This window comes from Kosakonia sp. Marseille-Q7440, from assembly GCF_965119485.1.
Map to the genome: position 1 here is coordinate 265,510 of NZ_CBCPLT010000002.1, position 19,719 is coordinate 285,228.

Annotated in this window: 20 protein-coding genes; 12 read left to right on the forward strand and 8 right to left on the reverse strand. The window is 52.9% G+C overall.

Annotated elements, in window-relative coordinates:
* The 4 genes from ACWPW2_RS15145 (at nucleotide 1) to ACWPW2_RS15160 (ending at nucleotide 3,806) form a co-directional block, all read left to right on the forward strand.
* Nucleotides 1-1,023, forward strand: a complete 1,023-nt coding sequence (locus ACWPW2_RS15145) for a glycosyltransferase family 8 protein (RefSeq protein WP_454123928.1) — start codon at nucleotides 1-3, stop codon at nucleotides 1,021-1,023.
* A 20-nt stretch (nucleotides 1,024-1,043) separates the two neighbouring features.
* Nucleotides 1,044-1,742 carry a lipopolysaccharide core heptose(II) kinase RfaY gene (gene rfaY / locus ACWPW2_RS15150; RefSeq protein WP_454123930.1) on the forward strand — a complete coding sequence of 233 codons (699 nt, stop codon included), beginning with the start codon at nucleotides 1,044-1,046 and terminating at the stop codon, nucleotides 1,740-1,742.
* A gap of 97 nt (nucleotides 1,743-1,839) precedes the next feature.
* Nucleotides 1,840-2,697, forward strand: a complete 858-nt coding sequence (waaZ, locus tag ACWPW2_RS15155) for a 3-deoxy-D-manno-oct-2-ulosonate III transferase WaaZ (protein ID WP_454123932.1) — start codon at nucleotides 1,840-1,842, stop codon at nucleotides 2,695-2,697.
* 26 nt (nucleotides 2,698-2,723) lie between these two features.
* Nucleotides 2,724-3,806 (forward strand): glycosyltransferase family 9 protein, encoded by a 1,083-nt coding sequence (locus ACWPW2_RS15160; RefSeq protein WP_454123934.1) that lies wholly within the window; start codon nucleotides 2,724-2,726, stop codon nucleotides 3,804-3,806.
* A gap of 34 nt (nucleotides 3,807-3,840) precedes the next feature.
* On the opposite strand, the gene ACWPW2_RS15165 is transcribed toward ACWPW2_RS15160, so the two are convergent.
* The 4 genes from ACWPW2_RS15165 to rfaD are packed head-to-tail and all read right to left on the reverse strand — an operon-like array spanning nucleotide 3,841 to nucleotide 8,052.
* Complete coding sequence (locus ACWPW2_RS15165; protein WP_454123936.1) at nucleotides 3,841-5,097, reverse strand: O-antigen ligase family protein; 1,257 nt, start codon at nucleotides 5,095-5,097, stop codon at nucleotides 3,841-3,843.
* Between the two features lie 10 nt (nucleotides 5,098-5,107).
* Nucleotides 5,108-6,067, reverse strand: a complete 960-nt coding sequence (gene rfaC / locus ACWPW2_RS15170) for a lipopolysaccharide heptosyltransferase RfaC (protein WP_454123938.1) — start codon at nucleotides 6,065-6,067, stop codon at nucleotides 5,108-5,110.
* 3 nt (nucleotides 6,068-6,070) lie between these two features.
* Nucleotides 6,071-7,117: an ADP-heptose--LPS heptosyltransferase RfaF gene (rfaF, locus tag ACWPW2_RS15175; RefSeq protein WP_042718688.1), complete on the reverse strand. Its 1,047-nt coding sequence runs from the start codon at nucleotides 7,115-7,117 to the stop codon at nucleotides 6,071-6,073.
* 2 nt (nucleotides 7,118-7,119) lie between these two features.
* On the reverse strand, nucleotides 7,120-8,052 hold the full coding sequence (gene rfaD / locus ACWPW2_RS15180) for an ADP-glyceromanno-heptose 6-epimerase (protein WP_076769324.1): 933 nt from the start codon (nucleotides 8,050-8,052) through the stop codon (nucleotides 7,120-7,122).
* Nucleotides 8,053-8,266: 214 nt separating this feature from the next.
* Here rfaD and kbl point away from each other — a divergent pair, with 214 nt between their 5' ends.
* The 3 genes from kbl to ACWPW2_RS15195 all read left to right on the forward strand — a co-directional run bounded on the left by kbl (nucleotide 8,267) and on the right by ACWPW2_RS15195 (nucleotide 11,818).
* Complete coding sequence (gene kbl, locus ACWPW2_RS15185) at nucleotides 8,267-9,460, forward strand: glycine C-acetyltransferase (protein ID WP_124966997.1); 1,194 nt, start codon at nucleotides 8,267-8,269, stop codon at nucleotides 9,458-9,460.
* Between the two features lie 9 nt (nucleotides 9,461-9,469).
* The gene (gene tdh, locus ACWPW2_RS15190) at nucleotides 9,470-10,495 is read left to right on the forward strand and encodes an L-threonine 3-dehydrogenase (protein WP_454123941.1); all 1,026 of its coding nucleotides are present in this window, start codon (nucleotides 9,470-9,472) and stop codon (nucleotides 10,493-10,495) included.
* A 288-nt stretch (nucleotides 10,496-10,783) separates the two neighbouring features.
* Nucleotides 10,784-11,818, forward strand: a complete 1,035-nt coding sequence (locus ACWPW2_RS15195; RefSeq protein ID WP_454123943.1) for a glycosyltransferase — start codon at nucleotides 10,784-10,786, stop codon at nucleotides 11,816-11,818.
* 6 nt (nucleotides 11,819-11,824) lie between these two features.
* Here ACWPW2_RS15195 and ACWPW2_RS15200 read toward each other — a convergent pair whose 3' ends face one another.
* Genes ACWPW2_RS15200 through gpmM form a run of 3 tightly spaced genes read right to left on the reverse strand, consistent with a single transcriptional unit; the run spans nucleotide 11,825 to nucleotide 15,576 of the window.
* Nucleotides 11,825-12,754, reverse strand: a complete 930-nt coding sequence (locus tag ACWPW2_RS15200; RefSeq protein ID WP_312118368.1) for a divergent polysaccharide deacetylase family protein — start codon at nucleotides 12,752-12,754, stop codon at nucleotides 11,825-11,827.
* Nucleotides 12,755-12,756: 2 nt separating this feature from the next.
* Nucleotides 12,757-14,022, reverse strand: a complete 1,266-nt coding sequence (gene envC, locus ACWPW2_RS15205) for a murein hydrolase activator EnvC (protein WP_454123946.1) — start codon at nucleotides 14,020-14,022, stop codon at nucleotides 12,757-12,759.
* Between the two features lie 9 nt (nucleotides 14,023-14,031).
* Nucleotides 14,032-15,576: a 2,3-bisphosphoglycerate-independent phosphoglycerate mutase gene (gene gpmM / locus ACWPW2_RS15210; RefSeq protein WP_454123948.1), complete on the reverse strand. Its 1,545-nt coding sequence runs from the start codon at nucleotides 15,574-15,576 to the stop codon at nucleotides 14,032-14,034.
* A gap of 244 nt (nucleotides 15,577-15,820) precedes the next feature.
* Between gpmM and ACWPW2_RS15215 the strand changes: the two genes are divergently transcribed.
* From ACWPW2_RS15215 to cysE, 5 genes are all read left to right on the forward strand, one after another.
* Nucleotides 15,821-16,252: a rhodanese-like domain-containing protein gene (locus tag ACWPW2_RS15215; protein ID WP_042718673.1), complete on the forward strand. Its 432-nt coding sequence runs from the start codon at nucleotides 15,821-15,823 to the stop codon at nucleotides 16,250-16,252.
* Nucleotides 16,253-16,299: 47 nt separating this feature from the next.
* Entirely contained in the window at nucleotides 16,300-16,551 is a 252-nt protein-coding gene (grxC, locus tag ACWPW2_RS15220) for a glutaredoxin 3 (RefSeq protein WP_054802704.1), read from the forward strand.
* A 39-nt stretch (nucleotides 16,552-16,590) separates the two neighbouring features.
* Nucleotides 16,591-17,058, forward strand: coding sequence for a protein-export chaperone SecB (secB, locus tag ACWPW2_RS15225; RefSeq protein WP_042718670.1), 468 nt, complete (start codon nucleotides 16,591-16,593; stop codon nucleotides 17,056-17,058).
* Nucleotides 17,058-18,068 carry an NAD(P)H-dependent glycerol-3-phosphate dehydrogenase gene (gene gpsA, locus ACWPW2_RS15230; protein WP_042718668.1) on the forward strand — a complete coding sequence of 337 codons (1,011 nt, stop codon included), beginning with the start codon at nucleotides 17,058-17,060 and terminating at the stop codon, nucleotides 18,066-18,068. The genes secB and gpsA overlap by 1 nt, the downstream gene beginning before the upstream one ends.
* Nucleotides 18,069-18,151: 83 nt before the next feature.
* On the forward strand, nucleotides 18,152-18,973 hold the full coding sequence (gene cysE, locus ACWPW2_RS15235; RefSeq protein WP_042718667.1) for a serine O-acetyltransferase: 822 nt from the start codon (nucleotides 18,152-18,154) through the stop codon (nucleotides 18,971-18,973).
* Between the two features lie 215 nt (nucleotides 18,974-19,188).
* On the opposite strand, the gene trmL is transcribed toward cysE, so the two are convergent.
* Nucleotides 19,189-19,662: a tRNA (uridine(34)/cytosine(34)/5-carboxymethylaminomethyluridine(34)-2'-O)-methyltransferase TrmL gene (gene trmL / locus ACWPW2_RS15240; protein ID WP_312118380.1), complete on the reverse strand. Its 474-nt coding sequence runs from the start codon at nucleotides 19,660-19,662 to the stop codon at nucleotides 19,189-19,191.
* Nucleotides 19,663-19,719: the final 57 nt, after the last annotated feature.

Sequence of the window (19,719 nt, forward strand, 5' to 3'; positions counted from 1 at the left end):
GTGGACTCATTTCCAGGTATTAAAATTTCTGAATTCGAAGTTTTTGATCATAGCAAAGAGAAAACAACCAACGCTCTAAACATCGCCTATGGAATTGATCGCAACTATCTTGATTGGGTTGGCGTATCAATAACGTCGATTGTAATCAATAACAGCATCAGCATTAATTATCACATCATTTCAGATGAGTATGATGACTGTTTCCTGAAGCGAATAGCGGTCCTGGCTGAGAAGTATGCAATCAAAATCAGCTTATACTTGATTAATGCTGAATGCCTGAGCGATCTTCCGAGCACCAAAATATGGTCACGCGCCATGTATTTCAGGTTGTTCGCCTTTGAATACTTCAGCAATAGCTTCGATAAGTTGCTCTATCTCGACGCCGACGTCTTTTGTAAGGGTAAGCTTGACGAGCTGGCCGGGTGTAATCTTGAAAACGTTGCCGCCGCGGTGGTCAGGGATGTTGATTCGATGCAAAGTAAAGCCATCGAAAGATTAAAAGACCCTGAAATCCGTAATAATTATTTCAACTCTGGCGTGGTGTTTGCGAATCTTAAAGAGTGGGTAAAAAACGATCTCACTAACCGTGCATTCTCCATTCTGCTAGATAAAAATAACTGTGGCATACAATTTAAGTATCCGGATCAGGATGTGCTTAATGTATTACTAAAAGATAAAGTCCATTTTTTGCCGGGAAAATTTAATACAATTTACACCATTAAGAGTGAGTTAAAAGATCGCACTCACCAGAATTTCAAGAATATTATTTCGGATGAAACAGTATTAATACACTATACAGGTGCAACAAAACCCTGGCATAAATGGGCGACGTATCCGTCCACCATTTACTATCAAACAGCGTTAGCTGCGTCACCATGGAAAGATCAACCGCCGCGTGACGCAAGAACATTTATTGAGTTTAAGAAGAGATACAAACATCTTCTGGTGCAACATAAATATATGGCAGGTATCAAAGCAGGTTTCTTATATCTTCTGAGAAAATATTCTTTACATTCAAAATAAAATAATAGCTGGTTTAATTTATGAGTGACAAATATCAAGTTGGGGATTATGTTGTTTTCACCAAAACAGGGGGTGAAAAATACCTGAAAATCTTTAAAGATTTCATGGATTATAATCTCGATGTGATAAAAGTTTTTCGTAGTATTGATGACACAAAAGTTGTGTTAATCAATACGGAATATGGTAAGTACATTTTAAAAGTCTTCGCACCTAAGCAGAAAAAAACAGAGCGTTTTCTCAAGTCTATTTTCAAGGGCGATTACTATGAAGCCTTGTTTCATCAGACTGAACGCATCAGGAAAAATGGCGCAGGTGCAATCAATGATTTTTACCTGCTGGCGGCTAAAAAGACATTTCGCTTTGCCCACTCCTATATTATGTTAATTGAATATATTGATGGTATTGAGTTAGCAGACTTTACCTCTATTGATGATCAACTGAAACAAAAAATAAAATTATCGATAGATGAGTTGCATAAAAATGGTATGGTTTCAGGCGATCCGCATAAAGGCAATTTTATCATTCAAGGCGGTGAGGTTCGCATCATCGATTTGTCAGGTAAATCGCCATCCCGGATACGAAAAGCCAAAGACCGTATCGACCTGGAGCGACATTACGGTATTGTTAATAGCGTGAAGGATCTTGGCTACTACCAGTTTGTTTATAAGAAAAAGATACGTAACTTTATTCGTAGGGTTAAAGGCAAACCGGTTCGCTGAAAAAGTATAAAAATTTTTCAAGTTTGGCCCACATTATTAAAGATAAGCATATTGTTAGTCTGAAACAGTAATATGTATTAATCCCAACAGGTTTATTATGAAAAATATTAAATATATTACACATGCATGTGTTGAACGGTTGAAAAGACACAAGTCTTCAGATGACATTGTTATCTTTCTGTCTGGGCCTACGTCAAAGAAGACACCTCTGTCGATTCTTCGAACTCGTGATGTGATCGCGGTCAACGGGTCAGCCGCATATTTAATCGAGAACGATATTACTCCGTTGATTTACGTTTTAACGGACGCCCGCTTTTTGCTGCAGCGACGCGATGATTTTTATCACTTCAGCCGCAGCAGCCGTTTTACCATCGTTAACGCAGATGTGTACGAGGCGGCATCGGAAGAGGATAAACGTTATCTGCGCGAAAATTGCCTGGTCCTGCGTGCCTTCTACAAACGGGAAAAAGGTGGGGCGGTTAAAAAGGTAAAGTTTCTGATGAAAAGCCGCCTGCATAAAAATTTACTCATCAATATCCCATGGTCAAAGAAAGGGCGTCTGGTCGGCTTCAGTAAAGATATCGCTTTGGGCTACTGCTCATGCCATACGGTGGCTTACACCGCGATTCAAATTGCGTATTCGTTGCAGTACAGTGCCATTATTTGCTCAGGCCTCGACCTGACGAATACCTGCCGCCGCTTTTATGATGAAAGCAATAATCCGATGCCATCTGAATTAAGTAAAGATCTGCCCAAGATCTTACCTTTCTTTATCTTTATGCGGGCTAACATTCCCGATATTAATATCTTTAATCTTTCGGATGATACTGCAATTAGTTACGACATCATTCCTTTCATTCAACCCGATGAACTTAAAAATAATCATTATAAAAACAGTCGCGAGTTGCATGAAAAAATTGATTTCGAACGCAAAGCAAATACCTTTGCTAACTAGTGACAGACACCTTTTTGGTAAGAAAAATGCGCCTTGGAACTTTCCACAAGAAGAAAAAGCATTTAATCAATAAAATTAAAATCAACTTCCTCTCTGTGTTGTTTAAACACAGAAGGGGAGCTGATATTGATGGCAAAAGCATAAAAAGCTGCTTGTTAATTCATGACAACAGTAAGATTGGCGACCTGATTGTTCTCAGCGCGCTTTACAGAATACTGGCCAGAAAAGGTATCACATTATCGATACTCTCTTGCGGCACGGGGCACGCTTTCCTCAAAGCGCACCCGCATATTGAACAGCTGTTTATAAAAAAATCAAACAGCCTGACGGAAACGCTTAAACTCCGACGCCAGTTACGAGAGCGGCAGTTCGATGTTGTTCTGGATCCCTTCGAAACGTTTCCCTGCTTTGGTCATGCGCTCCTGCTCTCCGGTTTTCGGGATTCGTACGTGCTGGGATTTGATAAATGGTACAAGCGCTACTATTCGCGCTATAACCCTCATGACGAGCAGTTAAATGAGCATATGTCTTCGCGCACAAACGTCATTGTGCGACAGCTTTTCGGCAGCGATGCAGACGATGATTATCGTTACGATATCGCTATTCCAGCCGAGGTCGAGGATGCGGTGAGTGCGTTGGTGGGATCGTCTGATGTTGTTGTTATCAATCCACTGGGCGCCAAGAAGATTTGCCGCCTTTCATCTGAACAGATGATGCTTATCCACAGTTGGTTTGCACAGCATCATCCTGGCCTGAGAATTATCTATACTGGCCATCCGGATGACTTATCGACCATCCCTGTAAGCAATATTGAAACGCTGCCCTATCCTGATTTTATCTATACCGTAGCCTTAACGAAGCTCAGCAAATATGTTGTCTCCGTCGATACCGCACTGGTGCATATCGCTTCAGCCTTTAACCGGCCAATGCTGGCGCTCTATCCTCAGGCACGCACCGTCGAGTATCCGTCGCCGCTGATTTGGGCGCCAAATAATGAGTGCGCGCAACAAATTATCTCTCCCACGCATTTCGTTTCTGATATCGATGAGCGCACGTTAGTTCACGGGCTGGAAAGCCTGATGTCCGGCAGGATGAACGCAACGCAATAAAATGGCCACACGCGGTGGCCATTAATTCATCATGCTATTGCGTACTGCGAATCTTATTGAAGAGTAAAAGCAGCGTCAGGCCGCAGATAATGATAATCGGCACGCTTCTCGCCCAAATAAGCACGTCGCTTAGCCCGGTGCCAATGATTGCAAGGCTGAAAGCAAATAGCCCCAGCGCACGGTAGTACCAGGCGGAAAAGATCAGCGCGGCATAAAAACAGAGAACGGAAATTACGCCAACAATACCCTTGAGTGAGGCATTCTCGACAATTTCGTTATGCAGATGAACATTGATATATACCATCGCAGAGCTTAACGTCTTATCTTTGACGATTAGATTTTCAACTTCCTGCGAGCGTTCCTCAGCCGAACGCCATTTCAATGGCGCTTCTTTAAAGAGCGTCATACCGGACCTGTACATTGCAAACCGTGCACCGAGGGAGGAGTTACCATCCCCTTGCTGATATAAGTTTATATCGTTAACGGCGGCATCGTACCGACTGGAGATTGAATGGCTAAACACGACTCCAAGAACAATCATCAATGCTAAGAAACCACACATTCCCAGAAGAAGTTTTTTCGTATTCTTAAGGTAATAAGTAGCGATGGTGACACAGCAGATGATTGGGAAAATCAAGATAGATGAGCGGGTCTGTGTCATCACCAGAGCAGCAAAGACCATCACCGTGTTCAGCACAAATAAAAGCGGATGTCTTCTGGATGTATACAGGATGGATACCGCGCTGATCAACCCAACCAGCATGATGGAGTAAGCGGCACCCGTTGACGTGCCGATACCAAAATCAATCCTGTCCATGCCGATAGAGAATTTCTGAAACAGCGCGTAGCCCAGAATAATAAAAGAGACTGAGTAGAGAAGATAAAGGAGCACGCTGCTCTTGTACTTAATTTTTGTCGTGGCGGCCAGCAATACGATAAAGAAACCAAAAATAAAGACCCGCACAGTATTGATGTAGTTATGGTACGTCGCCTGAAAGGGCGAGTTACTAACTTTAAAAAGCTTGTACCAGATAAGATCGATGATGCCAATAAACAGAATGGAAGCGGGCAATGCGAAAATCTTCCAGTTTATATTTGACGACCTTCCTTTAATTATTAGCGTTAATATTGCAAGGATCCCGCAGATATTAAACAGCTTCATGCTCAAGTTATTATTTATCATCGCGACGACCAGCGTAGCGGCGCTAATGATAAACGTACCATACTCCATAATAAAGGCGGCTTTCTCACTTCGCCCCTTCCAGGTTTGCGCATTCATCGAGACTGGCATTCACTTTCCTTTATGCTAAACAGGCTATCTCATTAAAAACGTTATCTGCGCTGAGATGGGCTAAGTCGCCATCAGTTGCGCGGCATATATGCTGGTTTTTTCCATACCCGCCAATAAGCCCGGGATCGGTTGGGCCATATAACGTGATATTTGGTCGATCCAGTGCCGCCGTCAAATGACTGAGGCCCGTATCCACCGATACCACGAACTTCGCGCCAGCAAGTGTTTGCGCGACCTTCTCAAGAGTCATCTTCGGCAACACTTCAACGTAATCAAACCCTTCCGCTAACCGCTTCGCACGCGCCTCTTCATGCGCGGCTCCCCAGGGGAGCTTTATCTGCAAGCCGCTGCCGTTAAGCAGGCCAATCAATGTGCGCCAGTGGCTTTCCGGCCAGTGTTTATCATCGCGCGTGGTGGCATGTAAAAAGACGGCATAGGAGGAGGCTGGTGCAGCGCTGGAAGTAAAATGCTGCGCAATGGCGTAGTCGCCCTGCGTCTGTGGTTTGGCGTAGCCCAGACTCTTCGCAAAGAGCTCGCGCGTCCGTTCAACCGCGTGTTGCTGTTTCGCAATGGCGTGACGGCGATTATAGAACAGGCTCGCCAGCGGCTCGCGCGCGGAGTGCCAGTCCATCCCATGTTTCACGCCATGCGCCAGCCGGGTGACCAGCGCGGCGCTCTTCACCAGCCCCTGTGCATCAATGATGGCGTCATACTGCCTCTCCTTCACCGCATTGCGAAACGCCTGGCGCTCTGCCGTAACAGGCGCGGAAAACCACGCTTTGCGCCAGCGGCGGATCGCCACCGGGATAACCCGGTCGACCGCTGGGTGCCATGAAGGAATCTGGGCAAATCCCTCTTCCACTACCCAATCAAAACGGATGCCCGGTATGGCCTGCGCGGCATCGGTCAGCGCAGGCAGCGTGTGCAGCACATCGCCCATTGACGAGGTTTTCACAATCAAGACCCGCATCGCTTATCCTTCTGCTGCCAGCAACAAACCATTCAACTCATCCAGCACGCGCTGCGGCGTAATATCGATCAGGCTCTGGTGATACCCTTCGGCGGCATCGCCTTTGCGTACCTTGTGGTAGCCGGTGATTAAGCGGATCACGCGCGCCTTGTGTGAGAGCGGCGGCGTGAAATCGGGGCTGCTGGGGCCATAGAGCGCAACCAGCGGGCGATCGAGCGCGGCGGCAACGTGCATCAAACCTGAATCATTGCTCACCACCGCTTTACAGGCGGCAATCAGCACCACGGCCTGCTCCAGCTGCGTCTCTCCCGCCAGGTTGCGGCACCACGCCTGTTGCTCAATGCTCAGCGCGGTCAGAATCTGATTACCCGCGTCGTGATCTTTTGCTGAACCGAACAGCAGCACCTGATAGCCTTCATCAATAAGCTGCTTCGCCAGCTCAGCGTAGTGATAGTGCGGCCAGCGCTTTGCCGGGCCAAACTCGGCGCCGGGGCAAAAACCGATCATCGGGCGTTCAGCCGCGAGGTCGAAGGTGGCGCAAACCTGTAGCTTCTCACTCTCATTGACCTGCAACTGCGGCCACAGCAGCGGCTGCGGCAGATCTTTCGCCGAGCCCATTACGCCTTTGTCATAGGCCAGCGCAACATAGCGCTCGACCATCAGCGGCCATGCTTGTTTGTCCAGCACCCGCGCATCGTTAAGCACGCCATAGCGCATTTCACCGCGCCAGCCGGTACGGTGCGGAATGCCAGCAAAGAAGGGCACCAGCGCAGATTTAAAGGAGTTCGGCAGCACATAGGCGCGATCGTAACGTCGTTCGCGCAGGCTGTGCCCCAGCTTACGGCGCGCGCCAATCTCCAGCGCGCCGTGGCCGAGCGGCATCGGGATCGCCTCGTTAACTTCCGGCATACGCGATAAAAGCGGACGGCACCACGCGGGTGCCATCACATCGATTATCGCCTGGGGAAAGCGCGCCTTCAGCGTGCGGTACAGACTTTGCGACATCATCATGTCGCCCACCCAGGAGGGTCCAATGACCAGAATTTTCATACTTACGCGTCGCGGTTCAGCCAGGCCATATATTCGCTCACGCCTTCAGCCACGGTTTTAAACGGCTTGTCGTAGCCCGCCGCGCGCAGGTTGGTGAGATCGGCCTGCGTAAACGCCTGATAGCGGCCTTTCAGCTTGTCCGGGAACGGGATGTACTCAATGCTGCCTTTTTTATGGAAAGCGAGCGTGGCATCCGCTACGGCCTGGAAGGACTCCGCGCGGCCGGTGCCGAGGTTAAAGATGCCGGAGACACCGTTTTCCCAGAACCAGAGATTGACCGCCGCCACATCGCCAACGTAGACGAAATCGCGTTTAAAGTTGTCGCTGCCTTCGAACAGTTTCGGGCTCTCGCCGTTGTTCAACTGCGTATTGAGATGGAAAGCGACGCTCGCCATGCTGCCTTTGTGCCCTTCGCGCGGGCCGTAGACGTTGAAATAGCGGAAGCCGACAATCGGTGAGTTCGCTTCCGGCAGAATGCTGCGCACATACTCGTCGAACAGCATTTTCGAGTAGCCGTAGACGTTAAGCGGCTTTTCATATTCGCGCGATTCAATAAAGTCAGAGGTGCGGCCGCCGTAAGTGGCTGCGGATGAGGCGTACAGGAAGGGGATTTCGCGCTCCAGGCAGTAGTGCAGCAGCTCTTTGGAGTACTGATAGTTGTTCTCCATCATGTACTTGCCATCCCACTCGGTGGTAGAGGAGCACGCACCTTCATGGAACACCGCTTCAATCTCGCCGAACTCTTCGCCAGACATAATCTGGATCAGAAAATCCTCTTTATCCATATAGTCGGCGATATGCAAGTCGACCAGATTGACAAACTTAGTGCCGTCTTTCAGGTTGTCCACCACCAGGATATCGGTGATGCCTTTGTCATTCAGGGCTTTAACGATATTGCTGCCGATAAAACCCGCGCCGCCAGTGACGATGATCATAACTGTACCTTTGCAAAATGAAGCGTTGAGACAATCTCAGACACGAATAACTTTATCATACCATCACATTGCTGCCCCTTCAGCCATTCCCCGGGAAAGGGGAGGGCTATGCGTGATTTATGCTGCAAAACGGATAAGCAGTGAAGCGTCATCTCGTATCAACGTATAGCTTTGGGTAATATGTGCCGAAATTTGCCCAGTCTGGAGAATTGCGATGCGTGGGGATTTTTATCAACAGTTAACGAACGATCTGCAAACCGCACGTGCGGAAGGGTTGTTCAAAGAGGAACGCATTATCACGTCAGCGCAGCAGGCTGACATCACCGTGGCGAATGGTAGCCACGTCATCAACTTCTGCGCCAACAACTACCTTGGTCTCGCCAACCACCCGGAGCTGATTGCCGCCGCAAAAGCCGGTATGGATAGCCACGGTTTCGGCATGGCCTCGGTGCGCTTTATCTGCGGCACGCAGGATAGCCACAAAGTACTGGAGAAGAAGCTGGCCGACTTCCTCGGCATGGAAGACTCCATTCTTTACTCCTCCTGCTTCGATGCGAACGGCGGGCTGTTTGAGACGCTGCTCGGCGCGGAAGATGCCATTATTTCTGATGCCCTCAACCACGCGTCGATCATTGACGGCGTGCGTCTGTGTAAAGCGAAGCGCTACCGTTACGCCAACAATGACATGCAGGAGCTGGAAGCCCGTCTGCAAGAAGCGCGTGCAGCGGGGGCCCGCCACGTGCTGATCGCCACAGATGGCGTCTTCTCAATGGATGGCGTGATCGCCAACCTGCAAGGGGTCTGCGACCTGGCAGATAAATATGATGCGCTGGTGATGGTCGATGACTCGCACGCAGTCGGTTTTGTCGGTGCCAACGGCCGCGGAACCCACGAATATTGCGACGTGATGGGCCGGGTCGACATCATTACCGGAACGCTTGGCAAAGCGCTCGGCGGCGCATCAGGCGGTTATACCGCTGCGCGTAAAGAGGTGGTGGAGTGGCTGCGTCAGCGTTCGCGCCCTTATCTCTTCTCCAACTCGCTGGCGCCAGCCATTGTCAGCGCCTCGATCAAAGTACTGGAGATGCTGGAGTCCGGCGGCGAACTGCGCGATCGCCTGTGGGCCAACGCCCGCCTGTTCCGCGAACAGATGAGCGCCGCGGGCTTTACGCTGGCGGGTGCCGATCACGCCATTATTCCGGTGATGCTGGGCGATGCCGTGGTGGCGCAAAACTTTGCCCGCGAGCTGCAAAAAGAGGGCATTTACGTCACGGGCTTCTTCTTCCCGGTGGTGCCGAAAGGCCAGGCGCGTATTCGTACACAGATGTCGGCGGCCCATACGCCTGAACAAATTGAACGCGCGGTAGCAGCCTTTACCCGCATTGGTAAACAACTGGGTGTGATCTGAGGACGTGAAATGAAAGCGTTATCCAAACTGAAAGCGCAAGAAGGCATCTGGATGACCGATGTGCCAGAACCGGAAGTTGGGCACAACGATCTGCTGATTAAGATCCGCAAAACCGCGATTTGCGGCACCGATGTGCACATCTACAACTGGGATGAGTGGTCGCAAAAAACCATTCCGGTACCGATGGTGGTCGGTCATGAGTACGTGGGTGAAGTGGTTGGCATCGGCCAGGAAGTGAAAGGCTTTAAGATCGGCGATCGCGTCTCCGGCGAAGGGCATATCACCTGCGGCCACTGCCGTAACTGCCGCGCCGGTCGCACCCATTTATGCCGTAATACCGTCGGCGTCGGCGTCAATCGCCCGGGCTGTTTTGCAGAGTATCTGGTGATCCCGGCCTTTAACGCCTTCAAAATACCGGACAATATCCCCGACGAGCTGGCGTCGATTTTCGACCCGTTTGGTAACGCAGTCCATACGGCGCTCTCCTTCGATCTGGTGGGCGAAGATGTGCTGGTCTCTGGCGCAGGCCCCATCGGCATCATGGCGGCCGCGGTCGCCAAACACGTTGGCGCGCGCCATGTGGTGATCACCGATGTGAACGAATATCGCCTTGAGCTGGCACGCAGAATGGGCGTCACGCGCGCGGTAAACGTCGCTAAAGAGAATCTCACTGAGGTGATGGCGGAACTGGGGATGACGGAAGGGTTCGACGTGGGGCTGGAGATGTCCGGCGCGCCTGCGGCATTCCGTACCATGCTCGATACCATGAACCACGGCGGACGCATTGCCATGCTCGGTATTCCGCCTTCAGAGATGTCGATCGACTGGAACAAAGTCATCTTCAAAGGGCTGTTTATCAAAGGGATTTATGGCCGTGAGATGTTCGAAACCTGGTACAAAATGGCCGCGCTGATCCAGTCCGGTCTCGACCTCTCACCGATCATTACCCACCGCTTCGGGATCGATGAATTCCAGCAGGGATTTGACGCGATGCGTTCGGGTCAGTCTGGCAAAGTCGTGTTGAGTTGGGATTAAAAGAGTAAGGGCCAGATAATGGCCCTTTTTTCTGCGATAAATCTCAAAACACATTTATTAAATGTAAACTTTTGTCAGTGTCATAAATTCTTCGCAATTCCGCAATACTCTTATTACGCCCTTTAACTCCCCAGGCTACTCTGAATAATCTTAGTTCGCATTGACGATGAAACTTAATCGTAACCGCTGTGTCTGAGAATTTACCTAATCAATCTGCCAGACCTTAATTTTTTCTTAATTAAAACAATTTAAAAATAGTCACTGTAATGACAATGAATCAGGTAATTAATGATGAATAGCCCTGGTAAGCTTAGCGTTATTATCCCCCTCTACAATGCGGGCGATGACTTTGTACCTTGCATGGAATCCCTGTTAGCGCAAACCTGGACGGCGCTTGAAATCATCATCGTCAATGATGGTTCGACCGATAATTCTGCTGAAATAGCAGAGCGTTATGCAAAGAAGTACCCGCATATCCAGCTTATTCACCAGTGTAATGCCGGTGCCTCGGTGGCGCGTAATCGTGGCTTAACGTATGCCACAGGTGAATACGTCGCGTTTGTCGATGCCGATGATATTGTCTATCCGCAAATGTATGAAACATTGATGAAAATGGCGCTGGAGGACGATCTGGACGTCGCGCAGTGTAACTCGGACTGGTGCGATCGGCAGAACGGCAGTACCTGGCAATCCATTCCGCTGGATCGTATCCGCTCCACCGGCGTGCTTAGCGGGCCGGACTGGTTAAGAATGGCGCTGGCAAGCCGCCGCTGGACGCACGTGGTCTGGATGGGCGTTTATCGCCACGATGTGATTAAGCAAAATCGTATTGAATTTATTCCCGGGCTGCATCATCAGGATATTATCTGGAGCACCGAATTTATGTATAACGCCAAACGCGTGCGTTATACCGAACAATCGTTATATAAATATTTTCTCCATGGCTGTTCGGTCAGCCGCTTAAAGCGCCAGGGATTAAAAAATCTCGCCTATCAGCGTCATTACATGAAAATTACGCGCCTGCTGGAGAAATTGAATCGCGATTACGCTGACCGCATTACGATATATCCCGAATTCCATCAACAAATTACTTATGAAGCACTCCGCGTGTGCCACGCCGTGCGAAAAGAGCCGGATGAAATAATCCGCAAACGCATGATTGCTGAAATATATGCATCAGGAATGTTTAAACGCATGGTGAGTAATGTGCGCAGCCCTAAACTCGCTTATCAGGCGCTGCTGTGGTCACTTCGTCTGTATAAATGGCGGGACAAGACGACATCTCACCATCGCCTTGCCCGTAAAGCGGTGAAAATCTACTAACGCTGCTTACTTCCGGCCCCAGCCCTGCCACTGGTGCTGGAAGTACTGTACCAGCGTACTTTCGCTGATGCTCTCTCCCACCACGCTAAAGAAGCGGCTGGCATTCACCGGCTCTGGCTTCTGCTTCGCTTTACACACCTTCGCAACGCGGAACGGATTACGTGGCGGCTGCGGCTGCGCATCAGGTTTGGCTGGCGTTGAGTTGTCGACCTGCGGCTCATGAAGCAGGTCGCTCGGTCGCACCAGCGTAATGTCAGAGGGTAAGTTTGCCAGCGCCTGCTGCAATACGCGTACGGTCGCAGGATGTGGGTGTCCAATAGCGATAGCCGAGCCGTTACGGCGCGCCAGCGCGACGGCACGATCGAACTGACGGCGAATATCGCCCTCATTCTGCGTATCGTCAAGGAACACTTTGCGCTTAATCACTTTTACCCCGGTGCCGGAGGCTGCGCGCATCGACTGGCTATTGCCAATGGTCATGCTGTCGAGGAAGTAGAGGTTATAGCGCTCCAGCGCCTGCATCACTTTCTGCATGCCAAACAGGCTGGAGGTCATGGCGCTGCCCATATGGTTATTCAACCCGACGGCATAGGGCACCTTATTCACGGCGTCACTGATGATGCGCTCAATCTCTGCGCTGCCCATCTCCGGGCGCAGGGTATCTTTTTCCAGCGGCTGTTTGCTGAGCGGTGCCATCGGCAGATGGATCAGCACTTCGTGACCGCTATTGTGCGCTTTTGTCGCCATGTCGCGGGCGTGCGTGGCATTGGGCAGCACCGCGACGGAGACCGCCTGCGGCATGGCCAGCACCTGGTTTTCTGTCTGGGGACGGTAGCCAAAATCGTCGATAACGATGGCCAGTTTGCCGGCAAACACCGGCGAGGAGAGCGCCAGCACGCTGGCCAGAGTAATCACGATGCGGCGAAGTTGAAGCAAACCTATCTTCCCAACCACGGCTGTGGATTGACCGCCTGGCCCTGACGGCGAATTTCAAAATAGAGTGAGGGCCGGCCCTGACCACCACTGCTCCCGACGAGAGCTATCGGCTGGCCTGCGCGCACCTGCGCACCGACGCTAACGAGGGCGCTTTGGTTATAACCATAAAGGCTCATATCACCTTTGCCGTGCTCTACGACAACCACCAGGCCATAGCCCTGTAGCCAGTCGGCGAGGATCACGCGCCCGTCGGCGATGGCTTTGACTTCGCTGCCTTCAGACGCACCGATAACAATCCCTTTCCACCGTAGCTCACCCTGCAACTGTTCGCCATAACGATGAAGTAACGGACCGCGAACCGGCCATATCGCGCGGCCTGCCGGCGAGCCTAAGCCGCCGGTGCGGGACATCAGTGAGCGTTCGCTCTCGGTTGGCTTATAGGTAGTGCCTTTGCGGCTGGCCTCGTTCTGCCGCTCACGTACCGCCTGCGCTTCACGGGCTTCGCGCTCGGCGCGGGCTTTCGCTGCTGCTTCGGCGCGGGCAAGGCGATCGCGCAGACGTGATTCGTTAGCGCGCATCTCGCTAAGCTGCTGCTGACCTTCCTGAATCGAGGATTCAAGCCCGGCAAGGGTCTTTTTACGTTCGTTTCGCGCCTGCTCCAGCTTCGCCTGCTGCGCTTTCTGCTCATAAAGCAGGGTTTGCTGCTGGCTCTGCTTCTCTTCCAGTTCGGCCTTTTGCGAGGTGACCTCTTCACGCGTCTGTTTGAGCTGTGCGATGGTCTCCCGGCGCGCCTGGTTGAGATAACCGAAGTAAGCCTGCAAACGCTGGCCGCGCTGGCTCTCTTCACCGCTCAACAGCAGCTGGATACCGCTGTGCTCGCCCTGGCGAAACGCGGCATCGAGCTGCGCGGCAAGATTGCGCTCCTGCGACGCGCGCTGACGCTCCAGTTTGGCGATGGAGGCGTTCATCTCATCAATCTGTTTATTGAGTTCAGAGAGTGTGCTTTCGGTTTCGTGCAGCTGGCGGGCAGCGGCGGAGATGGCCTCCTCCTGCGCCTTCAGCTGCGCAAGCAGGCCTGCGCGCTGCTGCTGCTGTTGGCGAACCGCGCGCTCTTTGGCGGCGATATCGGCCTGGATGGATTTGAGCTGATCGCGGTCATCCGCGTGGGCGGGAACGGCGCACAGCAAAACGCCAGCGCTGAGTGCGCTGGCGCAGAGCAGAGGTCGGAGCCCGACCCATGTAATTGAAAAAATCGCCTTTCCCCTCATGGGGAGCGATTATTCCACGATGAACAGCGGCTTACCAGTCATCTCTTGCGGGATTTCCTCGCCCATCAGCGACAGCATGGTCGGCGCGATGTCGGAAAGTTTGCCGCCGGAGAGTGCTTTCACCGTTTTCTCACCCACATAAATCAGCGGAACCGGCAGATTGGTGTGCGCGGTATGTGCCTGGCCGGTTGACGGATCGCGCATCTGCTCGGCGTTGCCGTGGTCGGCGGTAATCAGCAACTGCCCGCCAACGGACTCAACGGCGCGGGTGACCTGCGCAATGCAGTTATCCAGCGCTTCCACGGCGGCGACAGCTGCATCAAACACACCGGTATGACCAACCATATCGCCATTCGGGTAGTTACAGATGATGGTGTCATATTTGCCGCTGGTAATGGCGGCGACCAGTTTTTCCGTCAGTTCGGCGGAGCTCATCTCCGGTTGCAGATCGTAAGTGGCAACTTTCGGGGAGTTAATCAGGATGCGGTCTTCGCCCGGGAACGGCTCTTCAACGCCACCGTTAAAGAAGAAGGTGACATGGGCATACTTCTCCGTTTCGGAGATACGCAGCTGGGTGCGATTTTTCTTCGCCATCCACTCACCAAGGGTGTTGGCAAGAGAGGTCGGCGGGTAGGCCACGGCAGTTTTGATGTCGGCGGCGTATTCGGTCAGCATCACAAAATCGAGCTTCACGACTTTCTTACGCGGGAAGCCGTCAAAATCGGCGTTAACAAAGGCACGGGTGATTTCGCGGGCGCGGTCGGCGCGGAAGTTCATGAAAATCAGCGCGTCGCCATCTTCCATTGCCGCATCGGGTTGGCCGGCGGTGCGAATGACCGTCGCTTTTACAAACTCATCGTTTTCGTCGCGGGCGTAAGCGGCTTGCAGCCCGGCAACGGCGCTGTCGAAGGTGAACTCGCCTTTGGCCTGGGTCATCAGGTCGTACGCCTGTTCGACGCGATCCCAGCGGTTGTCGCGATCCATGGCGAAGTAACGACCAATAATGGACGCCACGCGGCCTTTACCGAGGGCGGCGAATTTCTCTTCAAATTTTTTCAGCGAGGATTCAGCGCTGCGCGGCGGCGTATCGCGGCCATCAAGGAAGGCGTGCAGGTAGATTTTCTCTGCGCCGCGTTCGGCGGCCAGTTCGACCATCGCCATAATGTGATCTTCATGGCTGTGCACGCCGCCCGCGGAGAGCAGGCCCATAATATGCACCGCTTTGCCGGCGCTAACCGCGTTATCCACCGCGCCGCGCAGTACCGGGTTAGTAAAGAAGGTGCGCTCTTTAATTTCAACGTCCAGGCGGGTTAAGTCCTGGTAGACAATACGCCCGGCACCGAGGTTGACGTGGCCCACCTCGGAGTTGCCCATCTGGCGATCCGGCAGACCGACTTCCAGGCCGGAAGCGTCAATCAACGTGTGCGGACGGTTAGCCCACAGGCTATCCATCACCGGGGTTTTAGCGTTGAAAATGGCGTTATCTTGCTGATCTTCGCGATAGCCGTAGCCATCGAGAATCACCAGTACCATAGGTTTTTTTGAAACCGACATTGCGACAACCTCATGCTCTGAAGATAAAAATTTGCGTAATTTTACTACAGCTGAATCGATCAAATAGCCGCAGAAGATCAAAGAAAGGGGTCACCTGAGGGGGTGTTTTACATCGCTTTGTTTATTTTTTTCGTAACACGCCGCAGAAAATGCAATCCATCGCGCTCGCTGGCTGTATTTGCCCAACTGCGCAGGTATACTCCTTGCTGGTTTTTAATCACTTAGTCGGGAGCTGTTACCCCAGATGCAAGAAATTATGCAATTTATTGGACGCAACCCGATACTCTGTATCGGCTGGCTTGCGTTGTTCGCCGCGGTGTTATACACGACCTTCAAAGGCGTCGCGTCGAAAGTGAAAGTGATTTCCCGTGGCGAAGCCACGCGCCTCATCAACAAAGAAGATGCGGTGGTTGTGGACTTACGTCAGCGCGATGATTTCCGTAAAGGTCATATCGCCGGTGCGGTGAATTTGCTGCCAGGCGAGATCAAAGCCAATAATGTAGGTGAGCTTGAAAAACGTAAAAGCACGCCGATTATTGTTGTAGACGGTACCGGCCTGCAGGCGCAGACCCCGGCAAACGAGCTGGTAAAAGCCGGTTTCGAGAAAGTCTTTGTGCTCAAAGACGGTGTCTCCGGCTGGGTCGGCGAAAATCTGCCGTTAGTTCGCGGTAAATAAGTTATCCGGTGGGCTTCGGCTCACGGGGTAAAACCAGGAGAAGAGATATGGCCAATATTGAGATCTACACCAAAGCAACCTGCCCGTTTTGCCACCGCGCAAAAGCGCTGCTGAGCAGCAAAGGCGTTGATTTTGCCGAGCTGCCGATCGACGGCGACATGGTAAAACGTGAAGAGATGATTCAACGTAGTGGCCGTACCACGGTTCCGCAGATCTTTATTGATGCACAGCATATCGGCGGCTGCGACGATTTATTTGCGCTGGATGCGCGTGGCGGATTGGATCCGCTGTTAGGTTAATGCTTTCTAAGCACTACAACACTTAAGGGTTACTTATTCATGTCTGAGCTAAACAACACCGAAATGACTTTCCAGATTCAGCGTATCTACACGAAAGATATCTCTTTCGAAGCGCCGAATGCGCCGCACATCTTTCAGAAAGAGTGGCAGCCGGAAGTCAAACTGGACCTCGACACCGCGTCAACGCAGCTGGCGGACGGCGTGTATGAAGTGGTTCTGCGCGTAACCGTAACCGCCTCGCTGGGCGAAGAGACCGGCTTCCTGTGCGAAGTACAGCAGGGCGGCATCTTCTCTATCGACGGTATCGAAGGCACCCAGATGGCGCACTGCCTGGGCGCATACTGCCCGAACATCCTGTTCCCGTATGCCCGTGAATGCATCACCAGCCTGGTTTCCCGCGGTACATTCCCGCAACTGAACCTTGCACCGGTCAACTTTGATGCGCTGTTCATGAACTACCTGCAACAGCAGACTGGCGAAGGTGCCGAACAACATCAGGATGCCTGATGAACGCACTTAATGCTGCAATGACTGTGATCGGTGCCGGCTCTTACGGCACCGCTCTTGCCATCACGCTGGCAAGAAATGGCCACCAGGTTGTGCTGTGGGGCCATGACCCGAAACATATCGCGACGCTGCAACGTGACCGTTGCAACGTGGCGTTCCTGCCCGATGTGCCTTTCCCCGACACCCTTGAGCTTGAGAGCGACCTTGCCCGCGCGCTGGCCGCCAGCCGCGACATTCTGGTCGTGGTGCCAAGCCACGTCTTTGGCGAGGTGCTGGCGCAGATCAAACCGCTGATGCGCAGCGATGCGCGCATTGTCTGGGCGACAAAAGGGCTGGAGGCAGAAACCGGGCGTCTGTTACAGGACGTGGCGCGTGAAGTCTTAGGCTCCTCTATTCCGCTGGCGGTGATCTCAGGTCCGACGTTCGCCAAAGAGCTGGCGGCGGGAATGCCCACGGCAATCTCTTTAGCCTCCACCGACCCGCAGTTTGCCGACGATCTTCAGCAGCTGCTGCACTGCGGCAAAAGCCTGCGCGTCTACAGCAACCCGGACTTCATTGGCGTGCAGCTTGGCGGCGCGGTGAAGAACGTGATTGCGATTGGCGCAGGCATGTCCGATGGCATCGGCTTTGGCGCGAATGCGCGCACGGCGCTTATCACGCGCGGTCTGACGGAGATGTCGCGACTTGGCGCAGCGCTGGGTGCCGATCCTGCTACCTTTATGGGCATGGCGGGGCTGGGCGATTTGGTGCTGACCTGTACCGACAATCAGTCGCGTAACCGCCGTTTTGGCATGATGCTCGGGCAGGGCATGGATGTCGAAGGCGCGCAGGAGAAGATAGGCCAGGTGGTTGAGGGCTATCGCAATACCAAAGAAGTGCGCGCGCTGGCGCACCGGTTTGGCGTCGAAATGCCAATAACCGAGGAAATTTATCAGGTATTGTATTGCGGAAAAAATGCGCGCGAGGCAGCATTAACGCTGTTGGGCCGCGCCCGCAAGGATGAGCAATAAGCGGCTAATCGCAGGGATTCTCATCACTATCACGTCAAGGCTGGCTGAGTCCGGCCTTGCTTTTATTTCGTCTGGAGTAAGCAATGCCGTGTGAAGAACTGGATCTGGTCTGGAAAAATATCAAAGCCGAAGCGCGCGCGCTGGCGGACTGTGAACCGATGCTGGCCAGTTTTTATCACGCAACCTTACTCAAGCATGAAAACCTCGGCAGTGCCCTGAGCTATATGCTGGCGAACAAGCTGGCGTCGCCCATCATGCCCGCCATCGCCATTCGCGAAGTGGTTGAAGAGGCCTACGCCGCAGACCCGGAGATGATCGCTTCTGCCGCCTGTGATATTCAGGCCGTGCGCACCCGCGACCCGGCGGTGGATAAATACTCAACGCCGCTGCTCTACCTGAAAGGATTCCACGCCCTACAAGCGCACCGTATTGGTCACTGGCTATGGACGCAGGGCCGCCAGGCGCTGGCTATTTTCCTGCAAAACCAGGTCTCGGTGAGCTTCCAGGTCGACATTCACCCGGCTGCTACCATCGGGCGCGGCATCATGCTCGACCATGCCACCGGCATTGTGGTGGGGGAAACGGCGGTTATCGAAGATGATGTGTCGATTCTGCAGTCGGTCACCCTCGGCGGGACCGGCAAAACCAGCGGCGATCGCCATCCGAAGATCCGTGAAGGAGTGATGATTGGCGCAGGGGCGAAGATCCTCGGCAATATCGAAGTGGGACGCGGCGCGAAAATCGGTGCCGGCTCCGTGGTATTGCAGCCCGTACCGCCGCACACCACCGCCGCAGGCGTTCCGGCGCGCATTGTCGGCAAGCCAGAGAGCGATAAACCGGCGATGGATATGGATCAGCATTTCAATGGAGCCAATCACGGGTTTGAATACGGCGACGGTATCTAATTTCTGGCTATTTTACTCGCCAGCCTGAACCCGGGCAGTGCTCAAAATCCTCACGTACTACGTGTACGCTCCGGTTTTTCCGCGCTGTCCGTCTCCAGCCTGCCTTCGCCAATAACGCCAGAAGTGCGGTAGGTTGATGCTCGCTACCCGTACCCGCTACCCGTAGGCCGGATAAGGCGTAGCCGCCATCCGGCAATCTACTCCCAAACCTCACATCAGCTGCGCAACACCGCGCCGGGATACCCGAGCTGGCGCCAGGCTTCATACACCACTACCGACACCGCATTGGAAAGGTTCATGCTGCGGCTGTCCGGCATCATCGGAATACGGATCTTCTGCTCCGGCGGCAGCGCGTCAAGAATGGTGGCGGGCAGGCCGCGGGTTTCCGGGCCAAACATTAAATAATCCCCATCGGCAAACGACACGGCGCTGTGCGCGGGCGTCCCTTTGGTGGTCAGCGCAAACAGGCGCTGAGGCTGAGCGGCGGCCAGAAAGGCGTCGTAATCGGCGTGGCGCTGCACGGCGGTAAATTCGTGGTAATCCAGCCCTGCGCGGCGCAGGCGCTTGTCGTCCCAGGTAAAGCCCATCGGCTCAATGATATGCAGACGAAAGCCGGTGTTCGCGCACAGGCGGATAATATTCCCGGTATTAGGCGGGATCTCAGGTTCAAATAAGACAATGTTCAGCATGCAGCCCCCTTAATAGCGGGGGCAGGATAGCACTCTCCCCAGGGCGGGGAGAGCATT

Bases quoted from the DNA above. Each gene is read 5' to 3' on its own strand.
- rfaY (WP_454123930.1), top strand. From the start codon at position 1,044: ATGAGTGACAAATATCAAGTTGGGGATTATGTTGTTTTCACCAAAACA.
- waaZ (WP_454123932.1), top strand. From the start codon at position 1,840: ATGAAAAATATTAAATATATTACACATGCATGTGTTGAACGGTTGAAA.
- ACWPW2_RS15160 (WP_454123934.1), top strand. From the start codon at position 2,724: ATGCGCCTTGGAACTTTCCACAAGAAGAAAAAGCATTTAATCAATAAA.
- ACWPW2_RS15165 (WP_454123936.1), bottom strand. From the start codon at position 5,097: ATGCCAGTCTCGATGAATGCGCAAACCTGGAAGGGGCGAAGTGAGAAA.
- rfaC (WP_454123938.1), bottom strand. From the start codon at position 6,067: ATGCGGGTCTTGATTGTGAAAACCTCGTCAATGGGCGATGTGCTGCAC.
- rfaF (WP_042718688.1), bottom strand. From the start codon at position 7,117: ATGAAAATTCTGGTCATTGGACCCTCCTGGGTGGGCGACATGATGATG.
- rfaD (WP_076769324.1), bottom strand. From the start codon at position 8,052: ATGATCATCGTCACTGGCGGCGCGGGTTTTATCGGCAGCAATATCGTT.
- kbl (WP_124966997.1), top strand. From the start codon at position 8,267: ATGCGTGGGGATTTTTATCAACAGTTAACGAACGATCTGCAAACCGCA.
- tdh (WP_454123941.1), top strand. From the start codon at position 9,470: ATGAAAGCGTTATCCAAACTGAAAGCGCAAGAAGGCATCTGGATGACC.
- ACWPW2_RS15195 (WP_454123943.1), top strand. From the start codon at position 10,784: ATGATGAATAGCCCTGGTAAGCTTAGCGTTATTATCCCCCTCTACAAT.
- envC (WP_454123946.1), bottom strand. From the start codon at position 14,022: ATGAGGGGAAAGGCGATTTTTTCAATTACATGGGTCGGGCTCCGACCT.
- gpmM (WP_454123948.1), bottom strand. From the start codon at position 15,576: ATGTCGGTTTCAAAAAAACCTATGGTACTGGTGATTCTCGATGGCTAC.
- ACWPW2_RS15215 (WP_042718673.1), top strand. From the start codon at position 15,821: ATGCAAGAAATTATGCAATTTATTGGACGCAACCCGATACTCTGTATC.
- grxC (WP_054802704.1), top strand. From the start codon at position 16,300: ATGGCCAATATTGAGATCTACACCAAAGCAACCTGCCCGTTTTGCCAC.
- secB (WP_042718670.1), top strand. From the start codon at position 16,591: ATGTCTGAGCTAAACAACACCGAAATGACTTTCCAGATTCAGCGTATC.
- gpsA (WP_042718668.1), top strand. From the start codon at position 17,058: ATGAACGCACTTAATGCTGCAATGACTGTGATCGGTGCCGGCTCTTAC.
- cysE (WP_042718667.1), top strand. From the start codon at position 18,152: ATGCCGTGTGAAGAACTGGATCTGGTCTGGAAAAATATCAAAGCCGAA.
- trmL (WP_312118380.1), bottom strand. From the start codon at position 19,662: ATGCTGAACATTGTCTTATTTGAACCTGAGATCCCGCCTAATACCGGG.